Origin of the sequence: Citrobacter enshiensis (assembly GCF_029338175.1) — a bacterium.
GTDB lineage: Bacteria > Pseudomonadota > Gammaproteobacteria > Enterobacterales > Enterobacteriaceae > Citrobacter_D > Citrobacter_D enshiensis.
The window spans coordinates 2,657,544-2,684,489 of record NZ_CP119862.1 but is presented as its reverse complement, the minus strand read 5'-3'; the positions used below and the strand labels follow the sequence as shown (position 1 = coordinate 2,684,489).

Annotated in this window: 18 protein-coding genes and 1 pseudogene; 13 read left to right on the top strand and 6 right to left on the bottom strand. The window is 53.4% G+C overall.

All coding sequences use genetic code 11. The features are described from left to right. Positions 1-28: 28 nt before the first annotated feature. The 3 genes from ttrA to ttrB are packed head-to-tail and all read right to left on the bottom strand — an operon-like array spanning position 29 to position 4,847. Positions 29-3,094 (bottom strand): tetrathionate reductase subunit TtrA, encoded by a 3,066-nt coding sequence (gene ttrA, locus P2W74_RS12990; RefSeq protein WP_276291910.1) that lies wholly within the window; start codon positions 3,092-3,094, stop codon positions 29-31. Then, the gene (gene ttrC / locus P2W74_RS12985) at positions 3,087-4,112 is read right to left on the bottom strand and encodes a tetrathionate reductase subunit TtrC (protein ID WP_276291909.1); all 1,026 of its coding nucleotides are present in this window, start codon (positions 4,110-4,112) and stop codon (positions 3,087-3,089) included. Before ttrC ends, ttrA begins: the two co-directional genes overlap by 8 nt. Beyond that, the gene (gene ttrB / locus P2W74_RS12980; RefSeq protein WP_328517880.1) at positions 4,113-4,847 is read right to left on the bottom strand and encodes a tetrathionate reductase subunit TtrB; all 735 of its coding nucleotides are present in this window, start codon (positions 4,845-4,847) and stop codon (positions 4,113-4,115) included. 179 nt (positions 4,848-5,026) lie between these two features. On the opposite strand from ttrB, the gene ttrS reads away from it, so the two are divergent. The 9 genes from ttrS (at position 5,027) to P2W74_RS12935 (ending at position 14,148) form a co-directional block, all read left to right on the top strand. Further along, entirely contained in the window at positions 5,027-6,808 is a 1,782-nt protein-coding gene (gene ttrS / locus P2W74_RS12975) for a tetrathionate respiration histidine kinase TtrS (protein WP_276291908.1), read from the top strand. Beyond that, complete coding sequence (ttrR, locus tag P2W74_RS12970) at positions 6,783-7,367, top strand: tetrathionate respiration response regulator TtrR (RefSeq protein ID WP_276291907.1); 585 nt, start codon at positions 6,783-6,785, stop codon at positions 7,365-7,367. Before ttrS ends, ttrR begins: the two co-directional genes overlap by 26 nt. A gap of 113 nt (positions 7,368-7,480) precedes the next feature. Beyond that, positions 7,481-7,690 (top strand): fumarate hydratase FumD, encoded by a 210-nt coding sequence (gene fumD, locus P2W74_RS12965; RefSeq protein WP_276295189.1) that lies wholly within the window; start codon positions 7,481-7,483, stop codon positions 7,688-7,690. Positions 7,691-8,161: 471 nt separating this feature from the next. After that, a complete protein-coding gene (locus P2W74_RS12960) occupies positions 8,162-8,788 on the top strand; it encodes a ferredoxin-like protein (protein ID WP_276291906.1) in 627 nt (208 codons plus the stop codon). A gap of 119 nt (positions 8,789-8,907) precedes the next feature. Next, complete coding sequence (locus tag P2W74_RS12955) at positions 8,908-11,010, top strand: aldehyde ferredoxin oxidoreductase (protein ID WP_276291905.1); 2,103 nt, start codon at positions 8,908-8,910, stop codon at positions 11,008-11,010. Positions 11,011-11,023: 13 nt separating this feature from the next. After that, positions 11,024-11,674: a YdhW family putative oxidoreductase system protein gene (locus P2W74_RS12950; RefSeq protein ID WP_276291904.1), complete on the top strand. Its 651-nt coding sequence runs from the start codon at positions 11,024-11,026 to the stop codon at positions 11,672-11,674. Positions 11,675-11,737: 63 nt separating this feature from the next. Next, positions 11,738-12,406 (top strand): 4Fe-4S dicluster domain-containing protein, encoded by a 669-nt coding sequence (locus P2W74_RS12945; protein ID WP_276291903.1) that lies wholly within the window; start codon positions 11,738-11,740, stop codon positions 12,404-12,406. Next, positions 12,403-13,188, top strand: coding sequence for a thiosulfate reductase cytochrome B subunit (gene phsC / locus P2W74_RS12940; protein ID WP_276291902.1), 786 nt, complete (start codon positions 12,403-12,405; stop codon positions 13,186-13,188). The genes P2W74_RS12945 and phsC overlap by 4 nt, the downstream gene beginning before the upstream one ends. Before the next feature lie 3 nt (positions 13,189-13,191). After that, a complete protein-coding gene (locus P2W74_RS12935; RefSeq protein ID WP_276291901.1) occupies positions 13,192-14,148 on the top strand; it encodes a YdhT family protein in 957 nt (318 codons plus the stop codon). Between the two features lie 59 nt (positions 14,149-14,207). Here P2W74_RS12935 and P2W74_RS12930 read toward each other — a convergent pair whose 3' ends face one another. The 3 genes from P2W74_RS12930 to P2W74_RS12920 all read right to left on the bottom strand — a co-directional run bounded on the left by P2W74_RS12930 (position 14,208) and on the right by P2W74_RS12920 (position 17,081). Next, positions 14,208-15,017: an MBL fold metallo-hydrolase gene (locus tag P2W74_RS12930; RefSeq protein WP_276291900.1), complete on the bottom strand. Its 810-nt coding sequence runs from the start codon at positions 15,015-15,017 to the stop codon at positions 14,208-14,210. Between the two features lie 109 nt (positions 15,018-15,126). Beyond that, a complete protein-coding gene (locus P2W74_RS12925; RefSeq protein ID WP_101737839.1) occupies positions 15,127-15,267 on the bottom strand; it encodes a hypothetical protein in 141 nt (46 codons plus the stop codon). A gap of 260 nt (positions 15,268-15,527) precedes the next feature. Then, the gene (locus P2W74_RS12920) at positions 15,528-17,081 is read right to left on the bottom strand and encodes an EAL domain-containing protein (RefSeq protein ID WP_276291899.1); all 1,554 of its coding nucleotides are present in this window, start codon (positions 17,079-17,081) and stop codon (positions 15,528-15,530) included. A gap of 476 nt (positions 17,082-17,557) precedes the next feature. On the opposite strand from P2W74_RS12920, the gene P2W74_RS12915 reads away from it, so the two are divergent. The 4 genes and pseudogenes from P2W74_RS12915 (at position 17,558) to P2W74_RS12905 (ending at position 26,921) form a co-directional block, all read left to right on the top strand. Then, positions 17,558-17,863, top strand: coding sequence for a helix-turn-helix domain-containing protein (locus tag P2W74_RS12915; RefSeq protein WP_276291898.1), 306 nt, complete (start codon positions 17,558-17,560; stop codon positions 17,861-17,863). A 116-nt stretch (positions 17,864-17,979) separates the two neighbouring features. Next, positions 17,980-18,627, top strand: coding sequence for a hypothetical protein (locus tag P2W74_RS12910; RefSeq protein ID WP_276291897.1), 648 nt, complete (start codon positions 17,980-17,982; stop codon positions 18,625-18,627). 176 nt (positions 18,628-18,803) lie between these two features. Further along, a pseudogene (locus P2W74_RS23620) lies at positions 18,804-18,881 on the top strand (ESPR domain-containing protein); the annotation flags it as partial. Between the two features lie 54 nt (positions 18,882-18,935). After that, positions 18,936-26,921, top strand: a complete 7,986-nt coding sequence (locus P2W74_RS12905) for an autotransporter-associated beta strand repeat-containing protein (RefSeq protein WP_276291896.1) — start codon at positions 18,936-18,938, stop codon at positions 26,919-26,921. Positions 26,922-26,946 lie beyond the last annotated feature (25 nt).

Below are 26,946 nucleotides of genomic sequence, written 5' to 3'. Positions count from 1 at the left end.
ATGGCGATGTTGCCATCCGGCACACGGTTCAGGCCCGCTCAATTTTCGCCGGTAATCCCTGGCGAACCGCTGCGCCCGACACCCAGTCCAGCCAGGTATTACTCACCTGGCGGGTCGGGTCGGCAAACCCTAAATCGTTCAGGTTGATTCCCGATTTTATCTGCGCATCAAACGGCATCGGTTCACCGTCCAGGGTATGCTGTGCTGCCCCCATTTCCCGGTGCCCATAACCATGCTCAATGGCAATCACGCCCGGCATTACGCCGCTGAGCAGACTGATGTGCGCTTCCACCTCGCCGCCGGGCGTGGTAATACGCGCCACGTCGCCATGCGCGAGTCCGTAACGTTCGCCGTCCTGCGGATTGAGCGCCACCAGATTGGTGGGTTTAAGGTGGAGTAAACGCGGGATCACCGCCGATGCGCTCGCCATCGTATTGGACTTAAAGGAAATGAGCTTGAGCGGCCACTGTTTTACGGGGAACAGTTCATCCACCGAACGCCCGTCTGACAGCCTCGACGGATACCATGCCGGGCAGCCACTGTAGCGTTCACCGGTAATAGCGTGACGATGTGCAGCAACGCTCGCATTCCAGATTTGCAGCGGTTTTTCCCAGGCGTTGCCGACCCGATCATCCACCCGACCGCTTTTTTCCGGCGCAAAACGACCGCCGCGCGAGTAGACAAAGGCAACACGGCCCACTTCATCGGCTTTCAGCGTCTGTTCAATCACCGGCAGAATACGCGTTACGCCGGTCAGCGTGACATCCTCCTGATTGGCCTCGGCCACTGGCGATTTGCCCATAAACGCAATATTGGCGGCTACGCGAAGGTAGTAATCTTCTGCGCGATTCAGCGGGTAGTTGTTGCCCTGCGTATCAGTGATCGCATTGTCGCCAAATCCAGGCAGATGCAGCCGTTTCGCCACCGCGATACAGAACGATTCCATCGATACGGGCTGCCCGTCTGCCGCGCGGTGCGTGGCTGGCGGAACAATAGGCCAACGAGCGGTCGTGGCTTTACTGGCGACACCCGCCCACGGTGCGCTGAATCCCCAACTTTCAAAGTTGTGGGTATCCGGCACGATATAATCCGCCAGCGCTGTCGTCTCATTCATAAACGCATCAATCGCGATAAACAACGGCAGATGTTGGGGATCCTTGAGCTTCTCTTCGGCGACCGCCCGCAATCCCGGAATGCCATAGAACGGGTTGGTCATATTGGAAATCCAGGCTTTCAGCGGATAGGGATAACCTTCCAGCGCAGAGCTGAGTAATTCGGTGAGCTGGCCTGCCACGAACGGATACCACGGCGCTTTTGCCGGGAAAGGGGATTTCCCGGCAGCCACTTTGTCACGGTACTCTTCGGAGGATTCATAGGCGGTTTTACTGCGGGCAATACTCAGACCTTTCGGTTTCACCTTGCCGGGAAAACTGTCCATGTTGTAGCGGGGACCATCGGTTGCGCCATTAAATTTACCGCCGCCGACAAAAACACCGCCTTCGAGACTGAGGTTACCAATCAACGCGTTGAGCATCATCACGGCCCAGGCATTGTAAAATCCATTGCCCGCCATCATTCCGCCATGGGTAATCACCGCTGCTTTGCGGCCATGACCGGTGAAGGCGTCAGCCATGGCCACCATGTTTTCTTGTGAAACCCCACACTGCTGGCTGTACTCGCTGAGCGTCAGTTTTTCTGCGGACTCCTTCAGACACTGAAACCCGCTTTTTACCGTCACGTGACGACCGTCTGCCAGCGTCACCTGGCGGGTGACAAACAGCTGGGCTTGCTGACACGCCGCTGCCGCGACCATCTCGCCCGATTCGTTGACCACCACGGGGTCGGCACTTCCCTCAGAACTCAGGTGCGCCTGGGTCAGATGCTGTCCGGCAAGGGTTGGGATCTCATCGGTGATCACCAGATGTGAGGCGTTAGTCCAGCTTTTCTCACCAGCCTGTTGCATGGCCGTCGCACTGGGGAGAGCGAGGTACGCGGCGTTATAGCGTTGATTTTCGATGATCCAGCGGATCATGCCCATCGCCAGCGCAGAGTCACTGCCCGGCAAAATGGACTGCCAGTGCCCACGAGGGTCGGCCTGCACGGTGGTTAATGGCAGTGCCGGAGAGACGACCACATAGCGAAAATCATCGCGTAAGCGCGCGCTGGCAAGCTGTCTGGCCTGGCGTTTAAAGGGGTTGCCGGACTGCGCCGGAGAGGTGCCCATAAAGAGGGCGAATTCGACGTTTTCCCAGTCGGGTTTTACGTGGGTGTTTTTATCCAGATCGCCCATCAGCGCGCCAGAACCCGCCCGGTATGCCAGGCCACAGTACGCGCCGTGCGCACCGAAATTTTTACTGCCGAAGCTGTTGAGGGCAAAGCGGCGCAGGAAGGTATCGCGCCCATCATCGCTGGTGTTGGTCACCAGCAGTTGATTACTTTTAGGGCCAAAACCGGGGTGCTGCGGGTCAATGGGCGTGTCCGGGGCGTGAATCGCGCGCAGGCCGTCGACGTGTCCTTCGCCGAACAGATCGCCCCCCTCGACAACCTCCTCGATCAGCTGTTCAAAACTGATGCGTTGCCATTTCCCTTCTCCCCGTTTACCCACGCGTTTCATCGGCACCAGGATGCGCAGCGGACTGTATAAACCTTCGAGTAGCGTGGCGCCACGGGCGCAGGCGGTCGAACGGGCGTCGAGCCCATGTTCACCCGCCAGTTGCTCCATCGCCGTTGCAAAAGGGACGGCGGCGTCAATGTGGTGCTCGTGCGAAAGCGGGTGATACGGATTGCCCGCAATTCGCAGTACCTTGCCCTGCTGGGTGTCGACCCGAACCCGCACGCCGCACTGTGTCCAGCAACCGAAACATTGCGTCATGGAGATCACCTGATGCGGATTTTGCTGCCAGTGCGGCGCAGCATGCGCTTCGGGGATCAGCGCATTGCCGAAGATCCGATCGCGGGTAATTTTGCCGGAGGTACCATCCAGCAGACCGTCAATCGCGCGTTTTGCCACATCACGGTAACTGAGGCCGAAGGTCACCATGCCGCCCACGGCAAGACCCACTTTAAGCCACTGACGACGGGTTAAATTAGCCATGTTGTAATCTCCTGGTGAGCACGTTAAGCACCTCACGAACAATGATGATAAGCGCAATCCACAAACCAAAAGTCCCAACGATGGCCAGCCAGCCGTCGTTCCCTCCAGGCAGTGAATACGGGTTAAATTGCGCGTTAAATTTGGGGATGGTCTGTACCTGAATCAGCAGTGTCCAGCGCATTAGCCAGCACAGTGCCATTGCGCTTAACGCCAGGCTGACGCGCCATACGCTCGATAAGGGTTTACGCATTGCGATGGCGCACACGGTGAGAGTGAAAAGCCATAAGGCGACCCAGCCAATGGCGTAGTGCCGGGCGGAGGGTGATACGTCTACCCACTGGCGAAGCGCGACGCCGGATAGCGTATCGCTGCTGACCCAAATCACCACGACGAGCGCCAGCGCCAGCAACATGCAGAACTGTCCCCCCGCGAGGCGTCGTTGTAATCGCGGGTCGCGGTGATTGGCGACAACCAATAGTGCGAAGAAAGCCTGAAAGGCGCTGAAGAGCATCGCCACCGGAAAGGCGTAGCTGAACCAGACCGGACGAGCCTGTACCACAGACACTTCCCGCCCGGTATAAACCAGTAATCCTACGGCGGACAACGCGCTGGCCAGCGCCAGCCACTTAGTGAGGCGGTAACTTTTGTTGGTTAACCGCTTGATGTGCTGCGCCACAAACCAAAGTCCCAGAAAACCCGTGAACAGCGGCAAGAATACGGCGCCCCAGGGCATCCAGGACCAGGGGGTAGGATACGCATAAAAATGCCAGACGCGGGCGGTCTGGTGGAGATCGGCGGTAAGCGCCAACGGCGCGGTGATGGCGCAGGTCAGGGCAATCAGCAGCGTCAAATTCTCCAGAGAGGCGCTGTTGTCAGACTTACGCCAGTGCAGATAGCAGGCAAACAGTGCCGCACAGGTGGCGATGCCAATAAAAAAGAAATATTGCACAGCCCAGGGCAGCCAACTCACTTCCTGCGGCCGGGCCAGCACCTCTTCGATGAACAGTGAATGCGACATTTAAACCTCCTGCCAGATCGCGGGCTGTGCGCGGCCCATCAGCGGCGTGACGAACGCCTCGTCCAGGCCCAGGTAGAATACGTGCGGCAAGGTGCCGTTTTCCGGTTTCAGTACCTTGATAGCATCGTGGTGAGTGTGAAGCATCTGTGAGATCCGGCTGTCGGGATCGTTGATGTCACCGATGATCCGGGCGCCGCCGACGCAGGATTCAACGCAGGCGGGGAGCAATCCAACCTCCAGTCGGTGCGTACAGAACGTGCATTTGTCCGCAGTTTGCGTCTCATGATTGATAAACCGGGCGTCATAGGGACAGGCCTGCACGCAGTAAGCGCAACCGACGCAGCGTGTGTTGTCCACTACCACAATGCCATCCTCTCGCTGAAAGGTGGCCTGCACCGGACAGACCGGGACGCAGGGCGGGTTATCACAATGGTTACACAGGCGGGGAAGCAGTACGTTAGTGACGTTTTGCTCACCTTCCAGCCTGACCTGATATTGGTTGACGTGCGTACGAAACTCCCCCTGTGGCGTCTGATTCTCAATCGCACAACTGACAGTACAGGCCTGACAGCCAATACAGCGCCGCAGATCGACCAGCATCGCATAACGGTGTCGAGCCGATCCTTCATGTCGCTCCGGGGAGAAGGGAAATTTCGCCTCTGCCAGGGGGACCAGAGAGGCGCCTGCGGTCAGGACGCCGAGATGCTGGAGAAACTGCCGTTTACTGCTGTCCATATTTTCTCCCGTCACGATGCGACCACTAAACATTGGTCATGTCGCTGATTTGCGTGTTATGTATAAAGAATCTTGATGATTTACAGTGTAAAAATCGTGGCGGGGGCAGCTCTATTGTGGTTAACCACATACCCGGCTTGTTGTTGATCTAAAACAACATAAATGACAGGGATTCTTGGGTGAAAGGCAAAGTGGCGAAGTCCCTGGCGGTGCTGGCATCCGTCTGGGTATTAACGAATCCCGCGTGGGCGGAGTCGTGGAATATCGGCATTCTGGCGATGCGAGGGGAAGATTCAACGCGCAATCACTGGCAACCGCTGGTGACGATGCTGAATCAGCAACTGCCTGACGAACAATTCCATATTCAACCGCTAGACTTGCACCAAATGCAGGAGGCGGTGAATCGCGGAACGATTCAGTTTGTGATTACTAACCCGGCGCAGTTTGTGCAGCTCAATAGTCACGCCCCGTTACGCTGGCTGGCATCGCTGCGTTCGCTGCGTGGGAGCAAGACGGCGGGAAATGTGATTGGCAGCGTGATCCTGACGCGGCGTGACAGCGGTATCAACACCGTTCACGATCTGATCGGTAAAACGGTTGGCGCCATTGATGCCCAGGCATTCGGCGGGTATTTGCTGGGGTATAAAGCCCTCAGCGACGCAGGGCTACGTCCGGAACGCGATCTGCAGTTACGTTTTACCGGTTTCCCCGGCGATGCGGTGGTGTATCTGTTACGAGAAAAAGCGGTGCAGGCCGCGATTGTACCGGTGTGTCTGTTGGAAAAAATGGACCAGGAAGGCCTGATCCACAAAGACGATTTTGTGGCGGTTCTCAACCATCCGGCTTCGATTCCCTGTTTAACCAGCACCCCCCTTTATCCTGACTGGTCGTTTGCGGCCCTGTCGTCCGTCAGTAATGCCCTTGCGGATCGCGTTACCCGCGCGTTATTCAACGCCCCGGAATCCGCCCCGTATCACTGGGGGGCGCCTGCCTCTACCAGCCAGGTTGAAGCATTGCTGCGCGAGGTGCGCCAGCATCCGCAGCAGCGACGTTTATGGTTGGATGTGAAAAGCTGGCTCATTCAGCACCAGACGGTAATGGGCGGCGCGGCGATTATCGTCTTCCTGCTTACCCTGAATTACATCTGGGTTATGTTGCTGGTTCGGCGGCGGGGTAAGCAGCTGGAACGGAATAATGTGCTGCTGCATCAACAAGAGCAGGCACTCGAAACGGCAAGACAAATGAGTATCCTCGGCGAGATGACCTCCGGGTTCGCCCACGAGATCAATCAGCCGCTTTCGGCGATCCGCCATTATGCCGAAGGCTGTCTGATTCGGTTACGCAAACAGGATCCGCAACACCCGCTGTTACCCGCACTGGAACACATCGACAGCCAGGCCCAGCGCGGCGCGGATACGTTGCGCAATTTGCGCCACTGGGTCAGCCAGGCGCGGGGAAACCCGGTCCAGGCCGAGGAGTGGAAGGCGATCGGCATTCGCGACGCCATTTCCCACGTCTGGCAACTGTTGCGCATGTCGCAGCATTTCCCGACGGTGACGTTACACGCCGATGTGGATCCTGCACTGACGCTCACGCTACCGCCGATGCTCCTTGAACAGGTTCTGGCGAATCTTATCCTCAATGCCGCCCAGGCGGGCGCGACAACGGTGTGGTTAGAGGCTGAAGAGGGCAACCACACGATGTATATCCTGTTGCGGGACAATGCGGGGGGGATCGACGACGCGATACTGCATCAGGCTTTTCAGCCCTTCGTGACCACCCGCAAAGAAGGGATGGGCTTAGGGCTGGTTATCTGCCAGCGGCTGGTACGTTACGGCCAGGGAGACATCAGCATTTCGAACCAGACATCGCCTGATGGTCAGACGGGGGCGGTGGTCATATTGCATTTCAGAAAGAGCGAGGGAGAGAGCGGCGATGGCGATCATTCATCTGCTGGATGATGATGTGGCAGTGACAGACGCATGTGCCTTTTTGCTGGAGAGTTTAGGGTACGAAGTTCGTTGCTGGAACGACGGCGGCTGTTTTTTATCTCAGGCGGACTTGCGACAAACCGGCGTGCTGTTGCTGGATATGCGTATGCCAGATCTGGATGGTCAGAGCGTGCATGAAGAGATGCGCCAGCGAGGCAGTACGCTGGGCGTCGTGTTTCTCACCGGGCATGGGGATGTTCCGATGGCGGTGGAGCAGATGAAGCGCGGGGCGGTCGATTTCCTGCAAAAGCCGGTGTCTGCCGGACCACTCCAGATTGCGCTGGAACATGCGCTGATGGTTTCTGCGTCGGCGTTTGCGCGACAGTCCATCATCCGCTGTTACCAACAACTCACGCCAAAAGAGGGCGAGTTGGCGGCGCTGGTCGCGAAAGGGTTGATGAATCGCGAAATCGCCAGCGTGATGAATATTGCGGTGCGCACCGTGGAGGTTCATCGCGCCAGGGTGATGGAAAAAATGCAGGCCGGGAGCCTGGCGGAGCTGGTTAATCGCCTGCAGCAGGTGCTGTAAATCGATAACTATGCAATAGTTTCAATCTTTATTTATTTGATTTTCATTGAATTTTGTCTATTTCAACGGAGTGATATATGCTGTTGGCTGATGCTGGCAACGAGTGAAATATGATGGGAAAACCAGGCAAAGAAGACGAACTGTACCGGGAAATGTGCAGAGTAGTAGGCAAAGTGGTGCTGGAAATGCGCGATCTGGGGCAAGAACCGAAACACGTCGTGATTGCTGGCGTGTTAAGAACGGCGTTAGCGAATCAGCGTATCGCGCGGAGTGAGCTGGAAAAACAGGCGATGGAAACGGTCATCAGGGCATTAACAGGTTAATCGGATAAGGGGATAGGCGATATCTTTCGCCATCTCTGTTTCTATATATTTGGGTCACTATTTCCATATGAAAATACTATTTCTTTCATTAATAGGAATAATCGTTATATGATTAATTATATATCGATGGTGTCGTATTGTTATATCTGCGAGACTTGTCACAAACATATGAAATAGCAATAAAAAAATATTACCCACTCATTTAATGATAATAAATATCACTTCGCATTTAATATTTCCCTTCCGTTTTTTAATTGATGACGATCAAAGTTATACCTGCTGAATAACCACATTATCTTTACGCCTAACCCTAAAGGATTAGTTTGTTGGCATTTAATCCTCTTTTACGAGATCCGGTTAAGGCCAAAACACCAGGTGTTGGAGGCAACATTAGAGGCTCTGTTTTTGCATAATTACAATTGGCCTGGGAGATGTTGTCAGCACTGCGTTTGCAAAGAGGATGCAAAATAAATGAACCAGGTTGATCGTCCACTTTTAGATTTCGGTTTAACGCGGCTTGAATTTTTGCGTATATCAGGAAAAGGGCTGGCGGGATTAACGATTGCGCCTGCGTTGTTGTCACTCTTTGGCTGCAAGCAGGAAGATATAGACAGTGGCACAGTAGGGCTGATAAATACGCCGAAAGGCGTTTTGGTCACTCAACGCGCCCGCTGTACAGGATGTCATCGCTGCGAGATTTCCTGTACCAATTATAACGATGGCGCAGTAGGAACGTTCTTTTCTCGCATTAAGATCCATCGTCATTATTTCTTTGGCGATGCTGGCGTCGGCTCCGGCGGCGGCTTGTACGGTGATTTGAACTATACCCCTGATACCTGCCGTCAGTGCAAAGATCCGCAATGCATGAAGGTGTGCCCCATTGGCGCCATTACCTGGCAACAGGAAGAGGGCTGTATTGCCGTTGATCATAAGCGATGCATTGGCTGCAGCGCATGTACGACAGCGTGTCCCTGGATGATGGCCACCGTAAACACCGAAACCAAAAAGTCCTCAAAGTGTGTTTTATGCGGCGAATGCGCCAATGCTTGCCCGACCGGGGCATTAAAAATCATTGAGTGGAAAGAAATTACTGTTTGATTGATCTCAGGCGGAAACGCGGTGCGTCATCCTCCCTTAATGAATCCAGTTTTGCAAAAAATGTGGGATGAAGGTTAGCGATAATCACGCTATTGAATCATCTTGCAAAGGAAAAAATTATGGCTAACGGTTGGACTGGTAATATTTTGCGGGTCAATCTCAGTACGGGTGAAATAACTCTTGAAGATTCCAGCAAATTTAAAAAATTCGTCGGCGGAATGGGCTTTGGTTATAAAATAATGTATGACGAAGTCCCGCCAGGCACAAAACCTTTTGATGAAGGCAATAAACTGGTATTCGCCACCGGACCGCTGACAGGGTCAGGAGCGCCATGCAGCTCTCGCGTTAATATCACCTCGCTTTCCACGTTTACCAAAGGCAATTTAGTCGTAGATGCGCATATGGGGGGCTTTTTTGCGGCCCAAATGAAATTTGCGGGCTACGACGCCATTATTATTGAAGGCAAGGCGGCATCGCCCGTCTGGCTTAGCATTAAAGACGACAAAGTCAGTCTGGAGAAAGCCGATTTTCTCTGGGGCAAAGGGACGCGAGCCACGACGGAAGAGATCTGTCGGATGACCAGTCCTGAAACGTGCGTGGCGGCTATCGGTCAGGCCGGCGAAAACCTTGTTCCGCTTTCCTGCATGATCAACAGCCGCAACCACAGTGGTGGGGCAGGAACCGGGGCGGTGATGGGGTCGAAAAACCTGAAAGCGATTGCGGTTGAGGGGACTAAAGGGGTCAATATTGCCGATCGCAAAGAGATGAAACGGCTCAATGACTATATGATGACCGAGCTGATTGGCTCCAATAACAACCATGTAGTACCCAGTACACCGCAGGCGTGGGCAGAATATTCCTCTCCGGCTTCACGCTGGAATGCGCGCAAAGGATTGTATTGGGGGGCAGCGGAAGGCGGCCCCATTGAGACGGGTGAAATACCACCGGGTAACCAGAACACCGTCGGCTTTCGTACCTGTAAGTCGGTGTTTGATCTGGGGCCTGCCGCCGAAAAATACACGGTGAAAATGAGCGGATGCCACTCGTGTCCGATTCGCTGTATGACCCAGCTCAACATTCCCCGGGTAAAAGATTTTGGTGTGCCGAGTACCGGGGGGAACACCTGCGTGGCGAACTTTGTCCATACCACGATCTTCCCACACGGCCCGAAAGACTTTGATGACAAAGATGACGGGCGCGTCATTGGTAATCTGATCGGTTTAAACCTGTTTGACGATTACGGTATTTGGTGTAATTACGGGCAACTGCACCGGGATTTCACCTGGTGCTACAGCAAAGGGGTCTTTAAACGCGTTCTTCCGGCCGACGAATATGCCGAAATTCGTTGGGACCAGTTAGAAGCGGGGGATCCTAATTTCATCAAAGACTTCTACTACCGACTGGCGCATCGCGTTGGTGAACTTAGCCATCTTGCGGATGGTTCTTATGCCATCGCTGAGCGCTGGAATCTGGGTAAAGAATACTGGGCTTACGATAAAAACAAACTCTGGTCGCCGTTTGGCTTTCCTGTGCATCACGCCAACGAAGCTTCAGCACAGGTTGGGGCGATCACCAACTGCATGTTTAACCGTGACTGTATGACGCATACCCACATCAACTTCATTGGTTCCGGTTTACCGCTGAAATTGCAACGGGAAGTGGCGGGCGAGTTGTTTGGTTCAGAAGACGCCTACGACGAAACCAAAAATTACACGCCGATCAATGCGGCCAAAATTAAGTATGCCAAATGGACGCTGCTCAAAGTCTGCCTGCATAACGCCGTCACGCTGTGTAACTGGGTATGGCCAATGACGGTATCACCGCTCAAAAGTCGTAATTATCGCGGCGATCTGGACCTGGAGGCTAAGTTCTTTCAGGCCGTAACCGGCGATGAAACGACCCAGGCCAGCCTGGATCTCGCCGCTGAACGTATCTTTACGCTGCACCGCGCCTACACGGTCAAGCTGATGCAAACCAAAGATATGCGTAATGAACACGATCTCATCTGTTCCTGGGTGTTCGACAAAGATCCGAAAATCCCCGTCTTCACCGAAGGGACAGACAAAATGGATCGTGAGGATATGCGCCTTTCTTTGACGCTGTTCTATAAGGAGATGGGCTGGGATCCTGAGTTGGGATGCCCGACCCGCGAAACCCTGAATCGACTCGGGCTTGAAGACGTTGCAGCCGATCTGGCCGCGCAGAATCTGTTGCCTGCGTAGAAAGGAACGCGTGATGAGCCATGTAGATAGCGTTTCAGCCCAGGATGCTCCAGAGATAGACGCCGAAAAACGCCAGTGGTTTCATGCGTTGCGTCCTCAGGAAGAGCAGGGCGATACGCCGCCGGAAGCGGCTACTCCAGTCGCGATTGTGGCGGATTTTATCCGCCAGCATTCGGCATCGGGAAACCTGGTGGCGCGTAGTCTGTTTACGCTGCCGCCCTATTTGTTGACCGAAGAGGATCTCGATCCTCTGCTGGAGAGTTTGCGTCAGGGCGATAGGGGTGCGGATATTACCTGCGTGAAGGGGAGTCAGGATGAGTACTACTACAGCACGCAGACGATGACCGCAAACTATGCCGACATGTGTGTGCAGGTGGTGGAAAGGGATATCTGCCGCGCGGTTGCCGAGGCGGTGCGCTTTGATTGTCGGACGTATCCCCGTCCTTACAAAGTCGCCATGCTGGAGCAACCGCCGTACCGCTTTGAACCGCAAGAGATAGAGGCAGCGCTGGCGACGATGGATGTTCACCCGGACTATGCGGATATACGCCGCGTGGAGTCATCAAACGCAGAGCCTTATCTGTTTAGCGAGCGTTTTATGAGCTACGGAAAAGCCTATGGCTTATGTGAATGGCTTGAGGTTGAGCAGTATCAGAACCCCTGATTTTTCAGGTAGATGTCATGGAACGTGTGGACGATCTCTGTCACAGCATTAGAGGATAACCCGATGTCCTTCACTCGACGAAAATTTGTAATTGGCATGGGGACGGTGATCTTTTTCACCGGGCCCGGTCAAAAGGTAGTAGCCGGCACGAAAAATACGAAAGACGTGCGCTACGCCATGATTCACGACGAATCACTGTGTAATGGCTGTAATTTGTGCGCACGTGCGTGCCGTAAAACGAATCACGTCCCCCCGCAGGGGAGCCGTTTGTCGATCGCGCATATCCCGGTGTCTGATAACGAAAATGAAACTCTGTATCACTATTTTCGTCAGTCTTGCCAGCACTGCGAGAATGCGCCCTGTATTGACGTTTGTCCGACCGGGGCCTCCTGGCGAGACGAAAGCGGTATTGTGCGGGTAGATACATCCCGCTGCATTGGATGCAGCTACTGTATCGGCGCATGCCCGTATCAGGTTCGTTATCTCAACCCACAAACCAAAGTGGCAGATAAATGCGATTTCTGCGCTGAAAGCCGTCTGGCGAAAGGCTTTCCTCCCATTTGTGTCAGTGCCTGTCCAGAGCACGCGCTGATTTTTGGGCGTGAAGACAGTCCAGAAATTCAGGCATGGCTGCGGGAAAACAAATACTACGAGCATCAACTTCCAGGCGCAGGCAAACCCCATCTGTATCGCCGGTTCGGTCAACATTTGATTAAAAAGGAAAATGTATGAACGCGTCGCAGAGTGCCGAACAGTTTCACATGCAGCTCGCCCACTATGTCCCCCTGTTTTCAGCGGAATACTGGCCTGTCTGGTTGGTGATTGCCGGTTTGATGCTGGTGGCGATGGGGCTAGTGCTGGCGCTGCACGCCATATTGCGTTTTCGATCCGTGAGTCAGAAGTCGGCGAGTCACGGGGAGAAAGTCTATTTGTACTCAAAAGCGGTCAGGCTATGGCATTGGTCTAATGCGTTGTTATTTCTGTTGTTATTGGTCAGTGGCCTGATCAATCATTTCACGCTCGCCAGCCCGTCGGCGATCAAAAGTCTGTTGGCGGTGCATGAAGTCTGTGGGTTCTTGCTGCTGATATGCTGGATTGGGTTTGTGTTGATCAACCTGGCGGGCGGTAATGGTCATCATTACATCATTCAGCGCCAGGGGGGGGTAAGCCGTGCGCTTCGGCAGACGCGTTTCTATCTGTTCGGCATTATGCAGGGGGAATCGCACCCGTTTCCGGCAAGCGTACGTTCGAAGTTTAACCCGCTGCAGCAGGCTGCCTATGTCGGTGTCATGTATGGATTGTTGCCGTTGCTTTTGATAACCGGCTTGTTGTCGCTTTACCCTCAGGTTGTCGGCGATCTGTTCCCTGGCGTTCGTTACTGGCTGTTGCAGGCGCATTTCGCGTTATCCATCGTCAGTCTGTTTTTCATTTTTGGTCATCTCTATTTATGCACAACAGGTCGCACACCGGGCGAAACCTTCAAGTGCATGGTAGATGGCTACCACCGGCATTGATCGATGGTGATTACGCGCAGGGATTTGCGGGCCTGGCGTGTCGGGCCCGTAATGTATAAATGGTTTATTCGTCATTTTCCTGATGGGGGAAGTTACGCAGACGTGCATCGCACGCTACAGTTCGCAGGTTATGCGGATTGGGCAAACAGTCTGGTGGAATATGCATGGACAAAGTGGCTGAGTGAAGAGAGCTTTGTGCGTCAGGATATTGGTACCATGGATTTTTTGGCGAATGCACTGACCCCGCCGAATGCCGTTTTTCCTCATGATGCAGAAAGCGTTGCCCCCTGTTTCAGTAAATTGTCCACGGTTAAAGATAAAGAACAGCTGGCGAACGCGGAGAATAGCGCGCAGATCTGCAGTGCGGGCGATAACGTGCGGTTAGGCTGTGCCGGAGACAATGTGAAAGCGGCCAGCGCGGGGACCCACAGTTATATCGGCAGTACGGGGGACAATGGTTGGCTGAGCAGCGCCGGTTATGCCACACAGATCGCCAGCGCGGGTTATGGCGTACGTATTGGCAGTGTGGGATATAACGCCCACATTGGCAGTTCAGGCGATCGTGCCCGCGTGGTGGTGGCGGGTAATTCCACCCGCGTCAGCAGCGCCGGGAATAGCACTCGTATCGCCAATACGGGAATGCGTGTGCGAGTCAGCACCCTCGGCAGCAGAAGTAATATCGCCAGCGCGGGCGATCTGTCACACATTACCTGCTTCGGTGAACAGCCCAAAATAGCCAATAGCGGTGATAACGTTCATATTGTTGCCAGTGGTGAACATGCCGTTATCGCCAGTGTCGGGCATGTGGATTCCATCATTCTTGGACCCGGAGGGTGCGCCGCGTTGGCCTATCACGATGGGGTGCGCACACGCTTTGCCGTTGCCATTGAAGGGGAGAACAATATTCAGGCTGGGGTGAAATACCGGCTCAATGAACACCACCAGTTTGTGGCGTGCTGAGTCAGTCTGGAGTCTTCATACAGGTCGACTATTGCCAAATAATCATGCCGTGTAGTCTCTTATTCCGGAATGACGACCACTTCCCCCGTCGCAGGGCTGTGCAGTGAAGGCAGCCACAATTTTCCCCACCAACCCGTGCAATGGCAGGCGAAAATATACGTTGGGTTTTCCTTGCGGAGAAAACGTCTGATTTTCCATAAAGCCCACGGCGACGTACTCCGCAGATGCAGCCCACCGACAATGGCATGGATACGCGTGATGCCGGTGATTTTTTGGCAGTGACGTACAATGTTGATAATCCCTTTATGACCGCAGCCGGTGATGATCACCAGTCCCTGTGCCGATTTATAGATCAGCACACCCTCATCCTGAATGTAATCTGTGGAGTGCGCGGGATCGCCAAGAACGCCATAGGCTTTTGGAAAAGGGGTTGAGATCTCGCCCGACCACATGAAACGTGCGCTGATATCCACCGGCGTTGATGTCGGTTCCTGTATAAAGCGTGAATAATCAACGTCGACTGACAACTTTTTGAATTTTGTGCGTATCCCGGCAAATTTGAGCGCAGCAAAACGCGGTTGACTGATGGCCGGATGGCAGATGATCCGCGTGTTCTCCGGGAGCCACGGTACGCCACCGCAATGATCATAGTGCCCATGGGAAAGGAGAGCCGCCGTCAGCGTGTTGAGATCAATCCCCATGCTCAGAGCATTTTTCAGAAAGCTATTATCGGGGCCGGTGTCGAACAGTAATCTGTCCTGGCCGTCTTCAATGAGTAAACTGAGACCGGGTCTGGATATCAATGGCGAGGAATTGTGGCTTTCTTTTGCCAGATGATTTTCAAGTAGCACGCTGATTTTCAAAGACATGGTTATTCTCCAGCCATAGGCCTGAATTGTCTGCTATCAGCGGGGAAGACTCAATAGGGAAAGAGGGAAGAAATGGCATTAAAAAACCGGCGCGCAGCCGGTTTAAACATTAGATTTTGCAGGCGTCGCCGCAGTCATCATCGGCCACAATCGCTTGTGCTTTTTTGTCTGCATCATCAAGACGCTCTGCATTACGTTCTTCCGCTTCTTCCAGCCCGTTAAAGACCAGATTATCGAGATCAATTTCCATCGGCTACCTGCTTCATTTCTGTGTTTATCAGCATCTGATTATATTTCAGAAAGGACATAATCAACAAACAAAGTGCAGCAAGGTGGACTTGATTCCGCAGGATTCCCCTGAACGAGGGCCGCTTTCTGCCTGATTCAGCGCAAAAGCAATCTGTTCTTCGGTATGGCGAGCGGACCTTTGATTATAGCAATGTTCCTCTCTGTGAGAGGAAAGAAAAGCCGGATAACCCAGTGCGAATTTTTAACCTATTACATTGAATATTATTGAGTTTGTTGTAGTTCAAATTTACTCAGTAGTGCTAAAATGAAATCATTAGCAGGTATGGGTTTACTGTATAGGTAGCCTTGCAGATAATCGACTCCACAATTTTTCAGATATGTAGCCTGGAATTGATCTTCGACGCCTTCAGCCACCAACCAGAGATTCAGACGTGCAGCCAGATCGATGATGTTATCAACGATATGACGAGAGGGCGGGTCGCTTTCAATCATGCTGACGAAACTCTTGTCGATCTTAAGAAAGTCGATTTTGAGTTTCTGTAGGTATCTCAAATTTGAATTGCCAGTACCGAAATCATCAATAGCAATGAGTACTCCCAGGCTATGCAATTCTGCGATCAGCTTATGGGTGAGGTCGTCAGCAATCAATAATTCTTGCTCAGTCAGTTCCAGTATTAATTTAATGGGATAGCCGTGAAAAGCGTTAATAAAGTCCCGACAGTCATCCACCAGACTGAAATCTCTGCAATGGCTGGCACTGATATTGAAAGCAAAATGGAACCCATTAGGCAGCTGATGTTTCAGCGGAGCAAATTGTTCTCGAATCTGAATCATCAGCATTCGCGTCATAGGGACAAGAAGGTCACACTGTTCTGCTATCGGTATGAATATGTCCGGTGAAATGATGCCCTGCCGTGGATGTTGCCAACGCAGAAGGATTTCGCATCCAATCCAGCGATCGCCTTTTGCGCATACAACAGGTTGTATAAACGGTATGAACTGCCGATGTTCCAGAGCGCGTAATAATTCTTGCCGGGGAAGCGAAGTTCGTCTTGATCTCTTAAATACCCAATAACCAATAATCAGACTAAAAAAAGCCCAGGCGATGACATTAGGCAATGAATAACGCCTGATATTTTCTGCATAATTATTTAAAGACATATTTGCAATAACCCGAAATGGGTATTGGGTTGATGCCTGCTCTATATTGTCGGGGGTATCAAGAGAGAGTCTTTGATTTGTCGAGGAAGCTGTATACGTCCATTTGTTTCTTCCAATGATTACGTTCAAAGGTGAATTGATGCTCAAAGCGTCAAGTTTTTCTATCAAATGATGGCCAGAGAGTTTTATCGCGATGACATCGCTACCGACAATTTCCTGGTAAACAATGAGTGGCTGCTCTTGCTTTGGTAAGGAGTCGTGAATCAGATAGATCTGATTTTTCATGCTGCTATCAAAATCAATGTGCTCTTTGCCTGAAATAAGAAGAGTGGAGCAATAAATACGATTTCCACGAGCAAGTTCTATACTGCTTATTTCTGGTGAGATCTCTATCAGCATTCTTAGTTTATGTACGACGTCATGACAAGGTTTACCAAGACTACCGGCTGACGTTGAGGCTATCTGACGTGCGCTGTCGAGGGACCGCTCAATGGATTGTTGGGCATACTGAAGCTGTATTTTGGCATCCTGAGCGACGTTTGTGATCGTTAGCCAAAGAGTAATACTAAGCCCCAAAATGAAAAATAACAGACTGGCCGCTATAGCACGAGCCAGACAGGTTTTAAGCGGACGAACGTTCAATGAGTCTTGCAATATTATCATTTTTGGCGATCAGCACAGTGGTAGAATTATTTATAATTATATCTGTAATGCTCTGTTTTAAAAGATATTGCTGGAGGCATTGCATTAGTGTCTGAGGAATGACACAGATGTCGGATGTTGCTTTTGGTTGAGAAAAATATGAAGGGTATCATAGGGAGGTTTTATGAAGGACGATAATTATTTTTAATTAACGATTTTTAAATGATGATTTAATTTCAATAGTTGAAATGTTGTTAACATTTGGTTTGGGTGTTTGGCGTAGTGCAAATGACTTAGATTTTCGGTTTTTCTTGATTATTTGTGCTGTATTTAATGATGATTGTGATGTTTATGTTTGGTTATTTGGTGTTTTATTGATGTTTTATGCTTACCCCTCTTCCGGGCGTGTGTATTGAATAGTGGACTAAAAATCTATACTTTAAGTGCTATTGGAATCCAAAAAAGCAAAATCGGATGGCGAGGTGAGTATGAGTTCAATGGATTGTAGTTTTAAATATCGTCGTCTTATGGAGGTCGATTTTAGATCGATACTCGTATTTATCGCATTTGTTGAAACAGGAAGCTTATACAGTGCATCCTTGATTCTCGGCTGTTCTCCGTCATCGGTCAGTATCCATCTGAAGCGAGTCAGACACTACTTTGATGAGCCTTTATTCATTCGAGAAGGCCGTAATCTTGAGTCTACTGAATATGCAGTTAACTTAAGTCAACAACTTAAAGAATTTTTTACCACCTTTGATACCTTTTTTGCTAAAGGTAATGTTAATCTTTAATCAAATATTATTAATATCTTAAACTATCTATTAATCTTTAATTATCCATTAAAACGATAATTGCCTGATCCTTTTTTTTGTTTTTTTTACATTAATGCCAGTGAATTCGGGGAAATATGCAATCGTTATTTTTTCCTTTCAATCGTGTATTAGTTATGGACAGTGTTTATTTTAGTGCTGTAGGGCTATGTACACTTGTTGATAACTATGCTGGACGGTCTGTTAGTTTTAGAGTACCAACGTTTTCTGCGTTGAAAACACAACTTAATATTAGTGTTGCTGCTGAAGAACGGGTTCTGGTTATTACTGAACTCGTGAGCGGAAGCGAACCTCTGTGTGAGGGATTACGATTTCTGGACAACATCAAGGTGGGTGTGCAGGCAAGTCATTATAAAGTGGTGGTATGTACGGCATTGTCCGATCCATTTTTATTGTCTGCTGTGATTGGCCGTGAGCCTAATGCAATCGTGCATCGCGATGAACCTTTGAATGTGCTAATTCGCCTGATAAAGCTCACTAAAAATAACCAAGGTGTCACCAACCTCAGTCCTCTGATATTAGAAAAATTAGAGAAAATCAGAGGTATCAGACTCACGCAAAGGGAGCTTGAGTGGTTGGTTATCCAGACTGAAAAAATGGGGCTGGCTGAAACCGCACGTCGAATGGGAATTCATTACAAAACTGCTGCCACTTACCGTAAGAAAATATCTAAGCATTTGAAAATTAATATTCGTGAGATGGACTCAATACTGGCAAAACTATAAATAAGCACACTAAGTATCGTTTTTCGGCGCTTGACTAATGAAAGTAAAGCTTCGCAAGAGTTGAACCTTAAATTAAAGATAACACCCGAACTGGGGCAGGAATAAAACAATGAAATCAGTGAATTGACTGAATAATTGTCGGGAAATGAACTGGTTCCTTATTTGTTAGCGAGTTAATGATGAATAAAGTTTTTAAAATTGTCTGGAATGCCGGCCTCCAGTGCTGGGTAGTCGTCTCGGAGATTGCAAGATCCCATGGAAAAGCGAAAAGCGAACGCCGCCTGGCCAAAAGAGCCGGGCGAGCCGCTATGGGCGTATTGGGAGGAATGGCGCTGCTCAGTGCGGCGAATGCCTCCACATTAGTTTGGTCGCCGACAGGGCAGAGTTCAGGGGGGAGTGGTACCTGGGATACTACCAGTAGCGCTTGGTATAACGGCACCATTACGATGCCGTGGAACAATGCCGCAGGCGACAGTGCCTGGTTTGGTGGTCCTGGCGGCACCGTGACGCTCGCGGGCCTGATAAAAGTACAGGATCTGAGCTTCACCACTGATGGTTATATCCTCTCCGGTGGATCGCTTGATACCGTTTCGGCACAGTCCGCGATAAATGTGAGCAGTGGCGCTACAGCAACGATCGATTCCATTATTAACGGCAGCGGGATGCTCGCGTTAACAGGGGGCGGTAAGCTGATCCTGAGCGGTGCGAATACCTACAGCGGCGGGACGTCTGTTTCTGGTGGTGGCGTGCTGGAAGTTTCCAGCGACAGTAACCTCGGCGCAGCTGCCGGGGTTCTTGCGCTGGGCAATCCGACGACGACGGGCACCCTGAACATTACGGGGGCGTTTAATGGAACCCGCAATGTGACCATTAATCCTGGCGGCGGCAATATCAATGTCTCCCCCGGAGTGACGGCGACCTTTAATGGGGTACTTTCTGGCAGCGGAGCACTCGGTTTTACCGGTACCGGTACAACGGTGCTGAATGGCGCAAACACCTGGACGGGTACGACGACCATCGGCAGTGGCGGCAGCTTGCAGGTGGGCACTGGCGGTACCACAGGAACACTGGGTTCGGGGGCGACGGTCAACAACGGCGTGTTAGCCTTTAACCGGAGCAATGCGTACACCTATGGCGGCGTGATTTCAGGGACTGGCTCACTGCAAAATATTGGCAGCGGCACAACCACGTTGAGCGGAATTAATACTTTTACCGGCGGGGTGGATGTTTCCGCAGGCAAGCTGGTGCTGACGAATGCCAACAACAGCGTCAGTGGTTCGACGATTGCCTCTGGCGCCACGTTGGAACTGAATGGTGGGTCGAGTTCGATCTCGGGTAACATCGCAAACAACGGTGCTCTGATCTTTAGTCGGGGTGCTGCCTATACTTTTGCCGGTACCATCTCGGGAACCGGTACTGTCAACCAGAATGCTGGAAACTGGATAACGCTTACCGGAGCAAACACTTACAGTGGCGGTACGTTTATCGGTGGCAACGGTGGGATCATTGTCAATAATGACAACAACCTCGGCGCTGCGTCAGGTGGTATCACGTTCAATAACGGGACGGGTTACTTTCAGGCTCCCTCAGCATTCGCGACGTCGCGCACCATTACCATCAACAGTGGTGCGACTGGTTTCTTTAGTTCTTCAAGTGGAAGCATAACCTTAGCCTCTCCGATTGTTGGTGCTGGCAGCTTTGGCGTAAATGGCGGTACGGTGATCCTCACCGGGACCAACAACACCTATAGCGGCACGACGAACATCAATGGTGGCACCTTACAAATAAACGATGAGAGTAACCTGAGCAGTAACGCGGCTGGTGGAATAACCTATACCGGTGGCGGTTTTTTGCGTGTGATGTCGAGCAGTGCGCTGACACGTAATATTGCTATGAATGCCTCTGCGAATTTAGATGCTTATAATGGCTCGATTATCACCTTAAACGGCACCGTATCTGGCGGAGGCCGGCTCTATTTCTATGGCGGAGGGACGCCAGGCGGTATAGTGCTGCTGACCGGTAATAATACCCATACCGGTGGGATCGGCTTCTGGACAGGAAGTCGGGTCGTTGTCGCGAGTGACAGTAATATGGGGGCGGCAACGGGGCTCCTGCAGTTTAACGGCGGTACGCTTGCCTCTACGGCCACCTTTGCCTCAGGGCGTGCGGTCGATCTCAATGGTGCAGGTACCTTTGATGTTGCGTCAGGTACCACGTTGACTATGAATGGTGTGGTTTCAGGCGCTGGAAGATTGAACAAGGCCAATACAGGGACACTGGTCTTAAGTGGCGCAAATACCTGGACCGGTGGTACCACGATTAGCGGCGGCACATTGCAGATTGGCAATGGCGGAACGTCGGGCTCGCTCGGAACCGGTAACGTGATCAATAACGGAACCCTGACGTTTAACCGCAGTGACGTTACCTCGTATAACAACGTCATTTCCGGCACAGGTGCGGTGGTACAGTCTGGTAGTGGCTCCACAACCCTTTCGGGAAATAACACTTACACCGGTGCAACCACCGTTTCAGCGGGGACACTGTACGTCAACGGCAACCAGTCGTCGGCGACCGGGCTGACGACAGTGGCTTCCGGCGCCTCTCTGGGCGGCAATGGCACTATCGGCGGCAGCGTGACCGTCGCCGACGGTGGCACTCTGGCACCGGGAGCTTCCACAGGGGCTGTCGGGACGCTTACCATCAAGGGCAATCTGGCACTCTCTACGGGCTCTGTTCTTAATTACCACCTCGGTCAGGCGGGTACTGTAGGTGGCTCGCTCAACGACCTGACCATCGTCAACGGCAACCTGACGCTGGCGGGAACCCTCAATGTGGAGACCTCTGCGGGAGGGACTTTCGATGCCGGTGTCTACCGGATTATCAGTTATTCCGGTTCGCTGACCAACAATGGCATGGTGTTGGGGTCGCTGCCATCGGGCGCGAATGCAACACTGCAGACCTCCGTCGCCGGTCAGGTTAACCTGATAAATAACTATGCCGGCACCACTTTCTGGGACGGCACCACTGGTCATGACAACAGTATTATCGATGGCGGATCTGGTATCTGGAATACCGGTGTCGGTGCGAACAGCAACTGGACAGACGGTTCAGGGGCCGCGAATAGCGCTTACAGCACCAATTTTGCGGTATTCCAGGGCACGCCGGGTACGGTCACTGTCGATAATAGCCAGGGGCAGGTTGCGGTTACCGGTATGCAGTTCATGGCGGATGGTTACAGAATCATCGGTGATACAGTTGAACTGAACGAAACCACATCAGGCAGCGGGTTTAGTACGCTCAGGGTCGGCGACGGAACTGCCGCTGGCAGTAGCTACACCGCAACCATCGACGCTATTCTGGGGGGCTTTACCGGACTTTCCAAAACGGACCTGGGGACGCTGATCCTGACCGGTGCCAATACCTACACGGGCGGAACTAACATTTCCGGCGGTACGCTACAACTTGGTGATGGCACCACCAATGGGTCCATCCAGGGCGATATCGCGAATGCCGGCACACTGGCGCTTAAACCCGCCAGCGGAACCTCAATGGCAGTATCGGGTGTCGTGTCAGGTTCCGGGGCACTGCGGATGATCGGAACGGGTACTGCCATTCTGACCGGGGCAAACACCTATGCGGGGGGGACAACTATTTCATCCGGTACCCTGCAGATTGGTGACGGTACGACTAACGGCACGCTGCCTGGTAACGTGGTGAACAACGCAGCGCTGGTGTTTATGCCCAGAACGGCGTCCACCCTCAGCTATGGCGGTATCATTTCCGGGACCGGTTCTGTGACGCAAAACGGCCCGGGAACCACGGTGTTTACTGGCACAAATACCTATACCGGCGGTACGACAATCTCTTCCGGCGTACTTCAACTGGGCGACGGGACAGCCAATAATGACGGTTCGGTTGCGGGTAATGTGACAAACAATGGCACGCTGGCCTTTAAGTATTATGGCGGCAAGACCTACTCAGGGGTGATTTCGGGCAGTGGGGACGTTTCGCAACTGTCTGGCTCCACAACACTCAGTGGTGTGAATACCTATACCGGAGGTACGACGCTTACGGGAGGGGTATTATATGTATCGAACGATAATAACCTTGGGGATGTTTCAGGAGACCTGACGTTTAACGGTGGGGGACTGTCGGGTAGTGGGAGTTCAGCCAATATCGCGCGAAACATCACGGTTAACAGCACGGGTGGCAAACTTTACAATAGTTTGACCTTAAGTGGCCTTATTTCGGGCTCGGGCAAGCTGACGCAGACTGGTGGTTCCGTGACCGTAACGGGATCAAGCAACACCTGGAGTGGCGGTATTCAGGTTGCTGACTACGGGACCTTAATCGTGGGAGCTGGGGCTTCTCTGGGAACGGGCACCATCACCGGTCAGGCCGTTGATGAAGTCTACGGTGGCGGCGGTAACCTGCGGGCAATAGGTAACGCAACCCTGGCGAATGACATTTTTCTGGGTTTTACAGGCTACTATGCGAGCAACCGTTCGTTAAATCTTAATATTGATGCGGGTGCGACACTAACACTGCAAGGCAATATCAGCGAAACGGGCCGTTACAGAGGCACTAACGGCATGACTAAAGCCGGATCAGGCACCCTTGTGCTTGATAACGTTTCTTATAGCTCAAGTGGCGCTGGCACGGTTCTGGATGTTCGCGGCGGCGTGTTACAGATCGGTTCAGGCGGGACCCGCGGCACCATCAGTTCAACACCGGTGACGCTGGTGGCTAACAGCTCACTGGCATTCAATCGTAGTGATACTTCTATTTACGCCGGAGGGATTTCCGGGGCCGGATATCTGCAACAGATCGGCAGCGGAACCACGATCCTGACCGGGGACAGTACGTTTACCGGTGGGACTATCATCTCTGCCGGTACGCTGCAACTGGGTAATGGCGGTACCTCCGGGTGGATTACCGGCAATATTACCAACAACGGAACGCTGGCATTTAACCGCAGCGATAACGTGAAGTTTTCCAGTGTGATTTCTGGCACAGGGGCGCTCAGAAAAGCAGGCTCCGGTACACTGACGCTGACGGGAACGCAGACCTATACCGGCGGCACCACAATCAATACCGGTGTTTTACAGTTGGGCGATGGCACGACAGACGGCTCCATCATCGGCAACGTGAACATGGCGGGGGGGGCGCTGGCGTTTAACGCCAGTAACGGCTCAATAACCAGTCAAAACGCGTTGATTTCCGGCGCGGGCAGTTTAACGAAACTGGGCTTAGGCACCACGGTGCTGAAAGGGAGCAATACCTATACCGGCGCAACCACTGTGTCTGCAGGTGCGCTGTATATTGACGGCAATCAGGTTGCCGCAACCGGTGCGACAACTGTCGCGAACGGTGCGACCCTGGGCGGTATCGGGACGATCGGCGGCGATGTTACGATTGCTAATGGCGCCACCCTGATGCCGGGCAGCGAGAGCGGTACCGGAGGAACGCTGACCATCAATGGCAACCTGGTGCTCAATGACCTTTCAAACCTCAATTATCAGTTCGGCAAAGTCAATGGTGTGGCGCAAAACAGCCGCACTGACGTCAACGGCAACCTAACGCTGGACGGGCGTCTGAATGTCGCCACTCCGGCAGGCGGAACCTTCTCGGCAGGTGTTTATCGCGTCTTTAACTACAACGGGACATTGACCAACAATGGTCTGGTACTGGGCACCGTCCCGGCAGGGACGACGCTTGCGTTGCAAAGTTCGGTACCCGGCCAGGTGAACCTGATTAACAGTACGGGTCAGTTGCTTGCGTTCTGGGACGGTATGAACTCTGGTAACTATAACCAGGGGAGCGGAGAAGGCGGCGCAGGGACCTGGCGTTTACTGGGACAGACGGCCTGGGCCGACGTTTCGGGGTCGAGTAACTCCGCCTACGGGAACAAATCCTTTGCTGTATTTGGGGGCACGGCGGGTGCTGTCACGGTTGATAATTCCTTTGGTCAGGTTGAGACCTCGGGGATGCAGTTCACGACTACGGGTTATGCCATTAACGGCAGCGCCATCACACTGGTCAACTCGCCAGTCGACGGCAGTACGCCTGAACTGCGCGTTGGCGATGGTTCTGATGCCAGCAAAACAATGACTGCGACGATAAATGCCATCCTGCAGGGAGCGACATCGGTCACCAAGACCGATCTGGGCACGCTGGTACTGACCGGGGCCAACACATATACCGGAGGAACCCGGATCAATGGTGGCGTACTGCAGGTGTCAGGTAATACCAACCTTGGTGCAACGGCGGGAACGCTCAGTTTTGACGGCGGTACGTTGGCCACGACGGCGGGCTTTACCACGGCGCGCGTTACGACTCTCAATGCCAATGGCGGCACCCTTGATACTGCATCTGGCACGACGCTGGCGATGAGCGGTGCGATCGGCGGTAGTGGAGCCCTCAGTAAGACCAACACCGGTACGCTGATCCTGACGGGAACCAACGCGTATACCGGCGGCACAGCGATTAATGGCGGTATTGTGCAGGTATCGGGTGATGCGAACCTGGGCGCTGCCTCTGGACCTCTCAGTTTTGACGGCGGTACGCTGGCAACCACCGGCAGTTTCAGCACCGCACGCACGACAACGCTCAATACCGGTGGCGGCATCCTTGATACCGCAGCCGGTACGGCGCTGACAATGAGTGGTGTGGTGAGTGGCAGCGGTGCGCTGACCAAGACCAATACCGGTACGCTGACGCTGACAAACAGCAATACCTGGAGCGGCGGCACCACCATTTCCGGGGGGACGCTGCAACTGGGTAATGGCGGCACCGGCGGCTCCATCACGGGGAATGTCACCAACAACGGGGCTCTGGCCTTCAACCGCAGCGACACGGCAACCTTTGCTGGCGTGATTTCAGGCAGCGGTGTGGTGAATCAGACGGGCACAGGTAAAACAGTTCTGAGCGGCAGCAACAGCTACAGCGGCGGTACGACCATTTCTTCCGGCACCCTGGTGGCGCAGAACGGTGCGGCACTGGGCACCAGCGCGGTGACCAATAATGCCACCCTGCAGCTGGATTTCGCGACGGATGGCACACTGGCCAACGTGCTGAACGGCAGCGGAACGCTGAACAAGACAGGCAGCGGCACTGCGACCCTGACCGGGACCGGCTCCAGCGAGGGCGCGGTGGCGGTCAGCGGCGGCACGCTGGCCTTTGGTCAGAGCGGCGCCTTTAATGCCGCCAGCCTGAATGTTGCCAGTGGCGCGGCTATCACGGTCAGTCCGATCTCAAATATCGTGCTGAGCGGAGCCTACACCCAGGCAGCGGGCGCCACGTTCAACGGTGTCGCTGATACTCAAGCTAAAACGGCTGTTACAGCAGCGACTGCCAGTTTGAATGGTACGCTGAACATCACCGGTTTTGGGATTGCGGCCCCGGCCAGCGCCAGCGGGATTGCCGGTACGCAGTACACGGTCATCCACACCACCAACGGCATCACCGGCGACTTCAGCACGGTGAACCTTAACGGCGCGGCGAGCGCGGTGGACTACCTGCGTCTGGCGGGCCGCGTCAGCGGCAACGACTATAACGTCGGCTACGGACTGAGCTGGCTGGAAGGGCAGGCATACGGCACCGGCAGCTTCACGCTGGCCGGGGCCGCGGATACCTTTAACGTGGATGTGGCGCTGGGCAACCAGGCGGCGGGCACCTACACCAGCGGCTGGGACGGTAAAACGCTGACCAAGGCCGGGTTGGGCACCCTGACGCTGTCGGCGGTGAACACCTACACCGGTGACACCCTGGTGAACGGAGGCACGCTGAAGGCCGGGATCGCCAACGCCTTTGCGCAGAGTGCGAACGTGGCGGTGGCGTCCGGGGCGACGCTGGATCTGAACAGCTATAACCAGACGGCGCGTAACCTGTCGGGGGCCGGTAATGTGACGCTGGGCAGCGCGATGCTGACGGAAAACGCGGTCAGCGACACGACGTTCAGCGGCACGCTGAACGGGACGGGCGGACTGACCAAAACCGGCAGCGGCGTCTTCACGCTGAGCGGCAGCAACAGCTACAGCGGCGGCACGACCATTTCCGCTGGCACCCTGGTGGCGCAGAACGGCAGTGCGATGGGTACCGGCGCGGTGGCCAACAACGCCGCCCTGCGGCTGGATTTTGCCCAGAACGGTACGCTGGCTAACGTGCTGAGCGGCAGCGGAACGCTGAACAAGACGGGGCAGCGGCACTGCGACCCTGACCGGGACCGGCTCCGGCGAGGGCGCGGTGACGGTCAGCGGCGGTACGCTGGCCTTTGCCCAGAGCGGTGCCTTTAATGCTGCCAGCCTGAATACAGCCGCA

Excerpts from the sequence above, each read along its gene's own strand:
- ttrA (WP_276291910.1), bottom strand. The coding sequence starts at position 3,094 with ATGGCTAATTTAACCCGTCGTCAGTGGCTTAAAGTGGGTCTTGCCGTG.
- ttrC (WP_276291909.1), bottom strand. The coding sequence starts at position 4,112 with ATGTCGCATTCACTGTTCATCGAAGAGGTGCTGGCCCGGCCGCAGGAA.
- ttrB (WP_328517880.1), bottom strand. The coding sequence starts at position 4,847 with ATGGACAGCAGTAAACGGCAGTTTCTCCAGCATCTCGGCGTCCTGACC.
- ttrR (WP_276291907.1), top strand. The coding sequence starts at position 6,783 with ATGGCGATCATTCATCTGCTGGATGATGATGTGGCAGTGACAGACGCA.
- fumD (WP_276295189.1), top strand. The coding sequence starts at position 7,481 with ATGGGAAAACCAGGCAAAGAAGACGAACTGTACCGGGAAATGTGCAGA.
- P2W74_RS12960 (WP_276291906.1), top strand. The coding sequence starts at position 8,162 with ATGAACCAGGTTGATCGTCCACTTTTAGATTTCGGTTTAACGCGGCTT.
- P2W74_RS12955 (WP_276291905.1), top strand. The coding sequence starts at position 8,908 with ATGGCTAACGGTTGGACTGGTAATATTTTGCGGGTCAATCTCAGTACG.
- P2W74_RS12950 (WP_276291904.1), top strand. The coding sequence starts at position 11,024 with ATGAGCCATGTAGATAGCGTTTCAGCCCAGGATGCTCCAGAGATAGAC.
- P2W74_RS12945 (WP_276291903.1), top strand. The coding sequence starts at position 11,738 with ATGTCCTTCACTCGACGAAAATTTGTAATTGGCATGGGGACGGTGATC.
- phsC (WP_276291902.1), top strand. The coding sequence starts at position 12,403 with ATGAACGCGTCGCAGAGTGCCGAACAGTTTCACATGCAGCTCGCCCAC.
- P2W74_RS12935 (WP_276291901.1), top strand. The coding sequence starts at position 13,192 with ATGGTGATTACGCGCAGGGATTTGCGGGCCTGGCGTGTCGGGCCCGTA.
- P2W74_RS12930 (WP_276291900.1), bottom strand. The coding sequence starts at position 15,017 with ATGTCTTTGAAAATCAGCGTGCTACTTGAAAATCATCTGGCAAAAGAA.
- P2W74_RS12925 (WP_101737839.1), bottom strand. The coding sequence starts at position 15,267 with ATGGAAATTGATCTCGATAATCTGGTCTTTAACGGGCTGGAAGAAGCG.
- P2W74_RS12915 (WP_276291898.1), top strand. The coding sequence starts at position 17,558 with ATGAGTTCAATGGATTGTAGTTTTAAATATCGTCGTCTTATGGAGGTC.
- P2W74_RS12910 (WP_276291897.1), top strand. The coding sequence starts at position 17,980 with ATGCAATCGTTATTTTTTCCTTTCAATCGTGTATTAGTTATGGACAGT.
- P2W74_RS12905 (WP_276291896.1), top strand. The coding sequence starts at position 18,936 with ATGGGCGTATTGGGAGGAATGGCGCTGCTCAGTGCGGCGAATGCCTCC.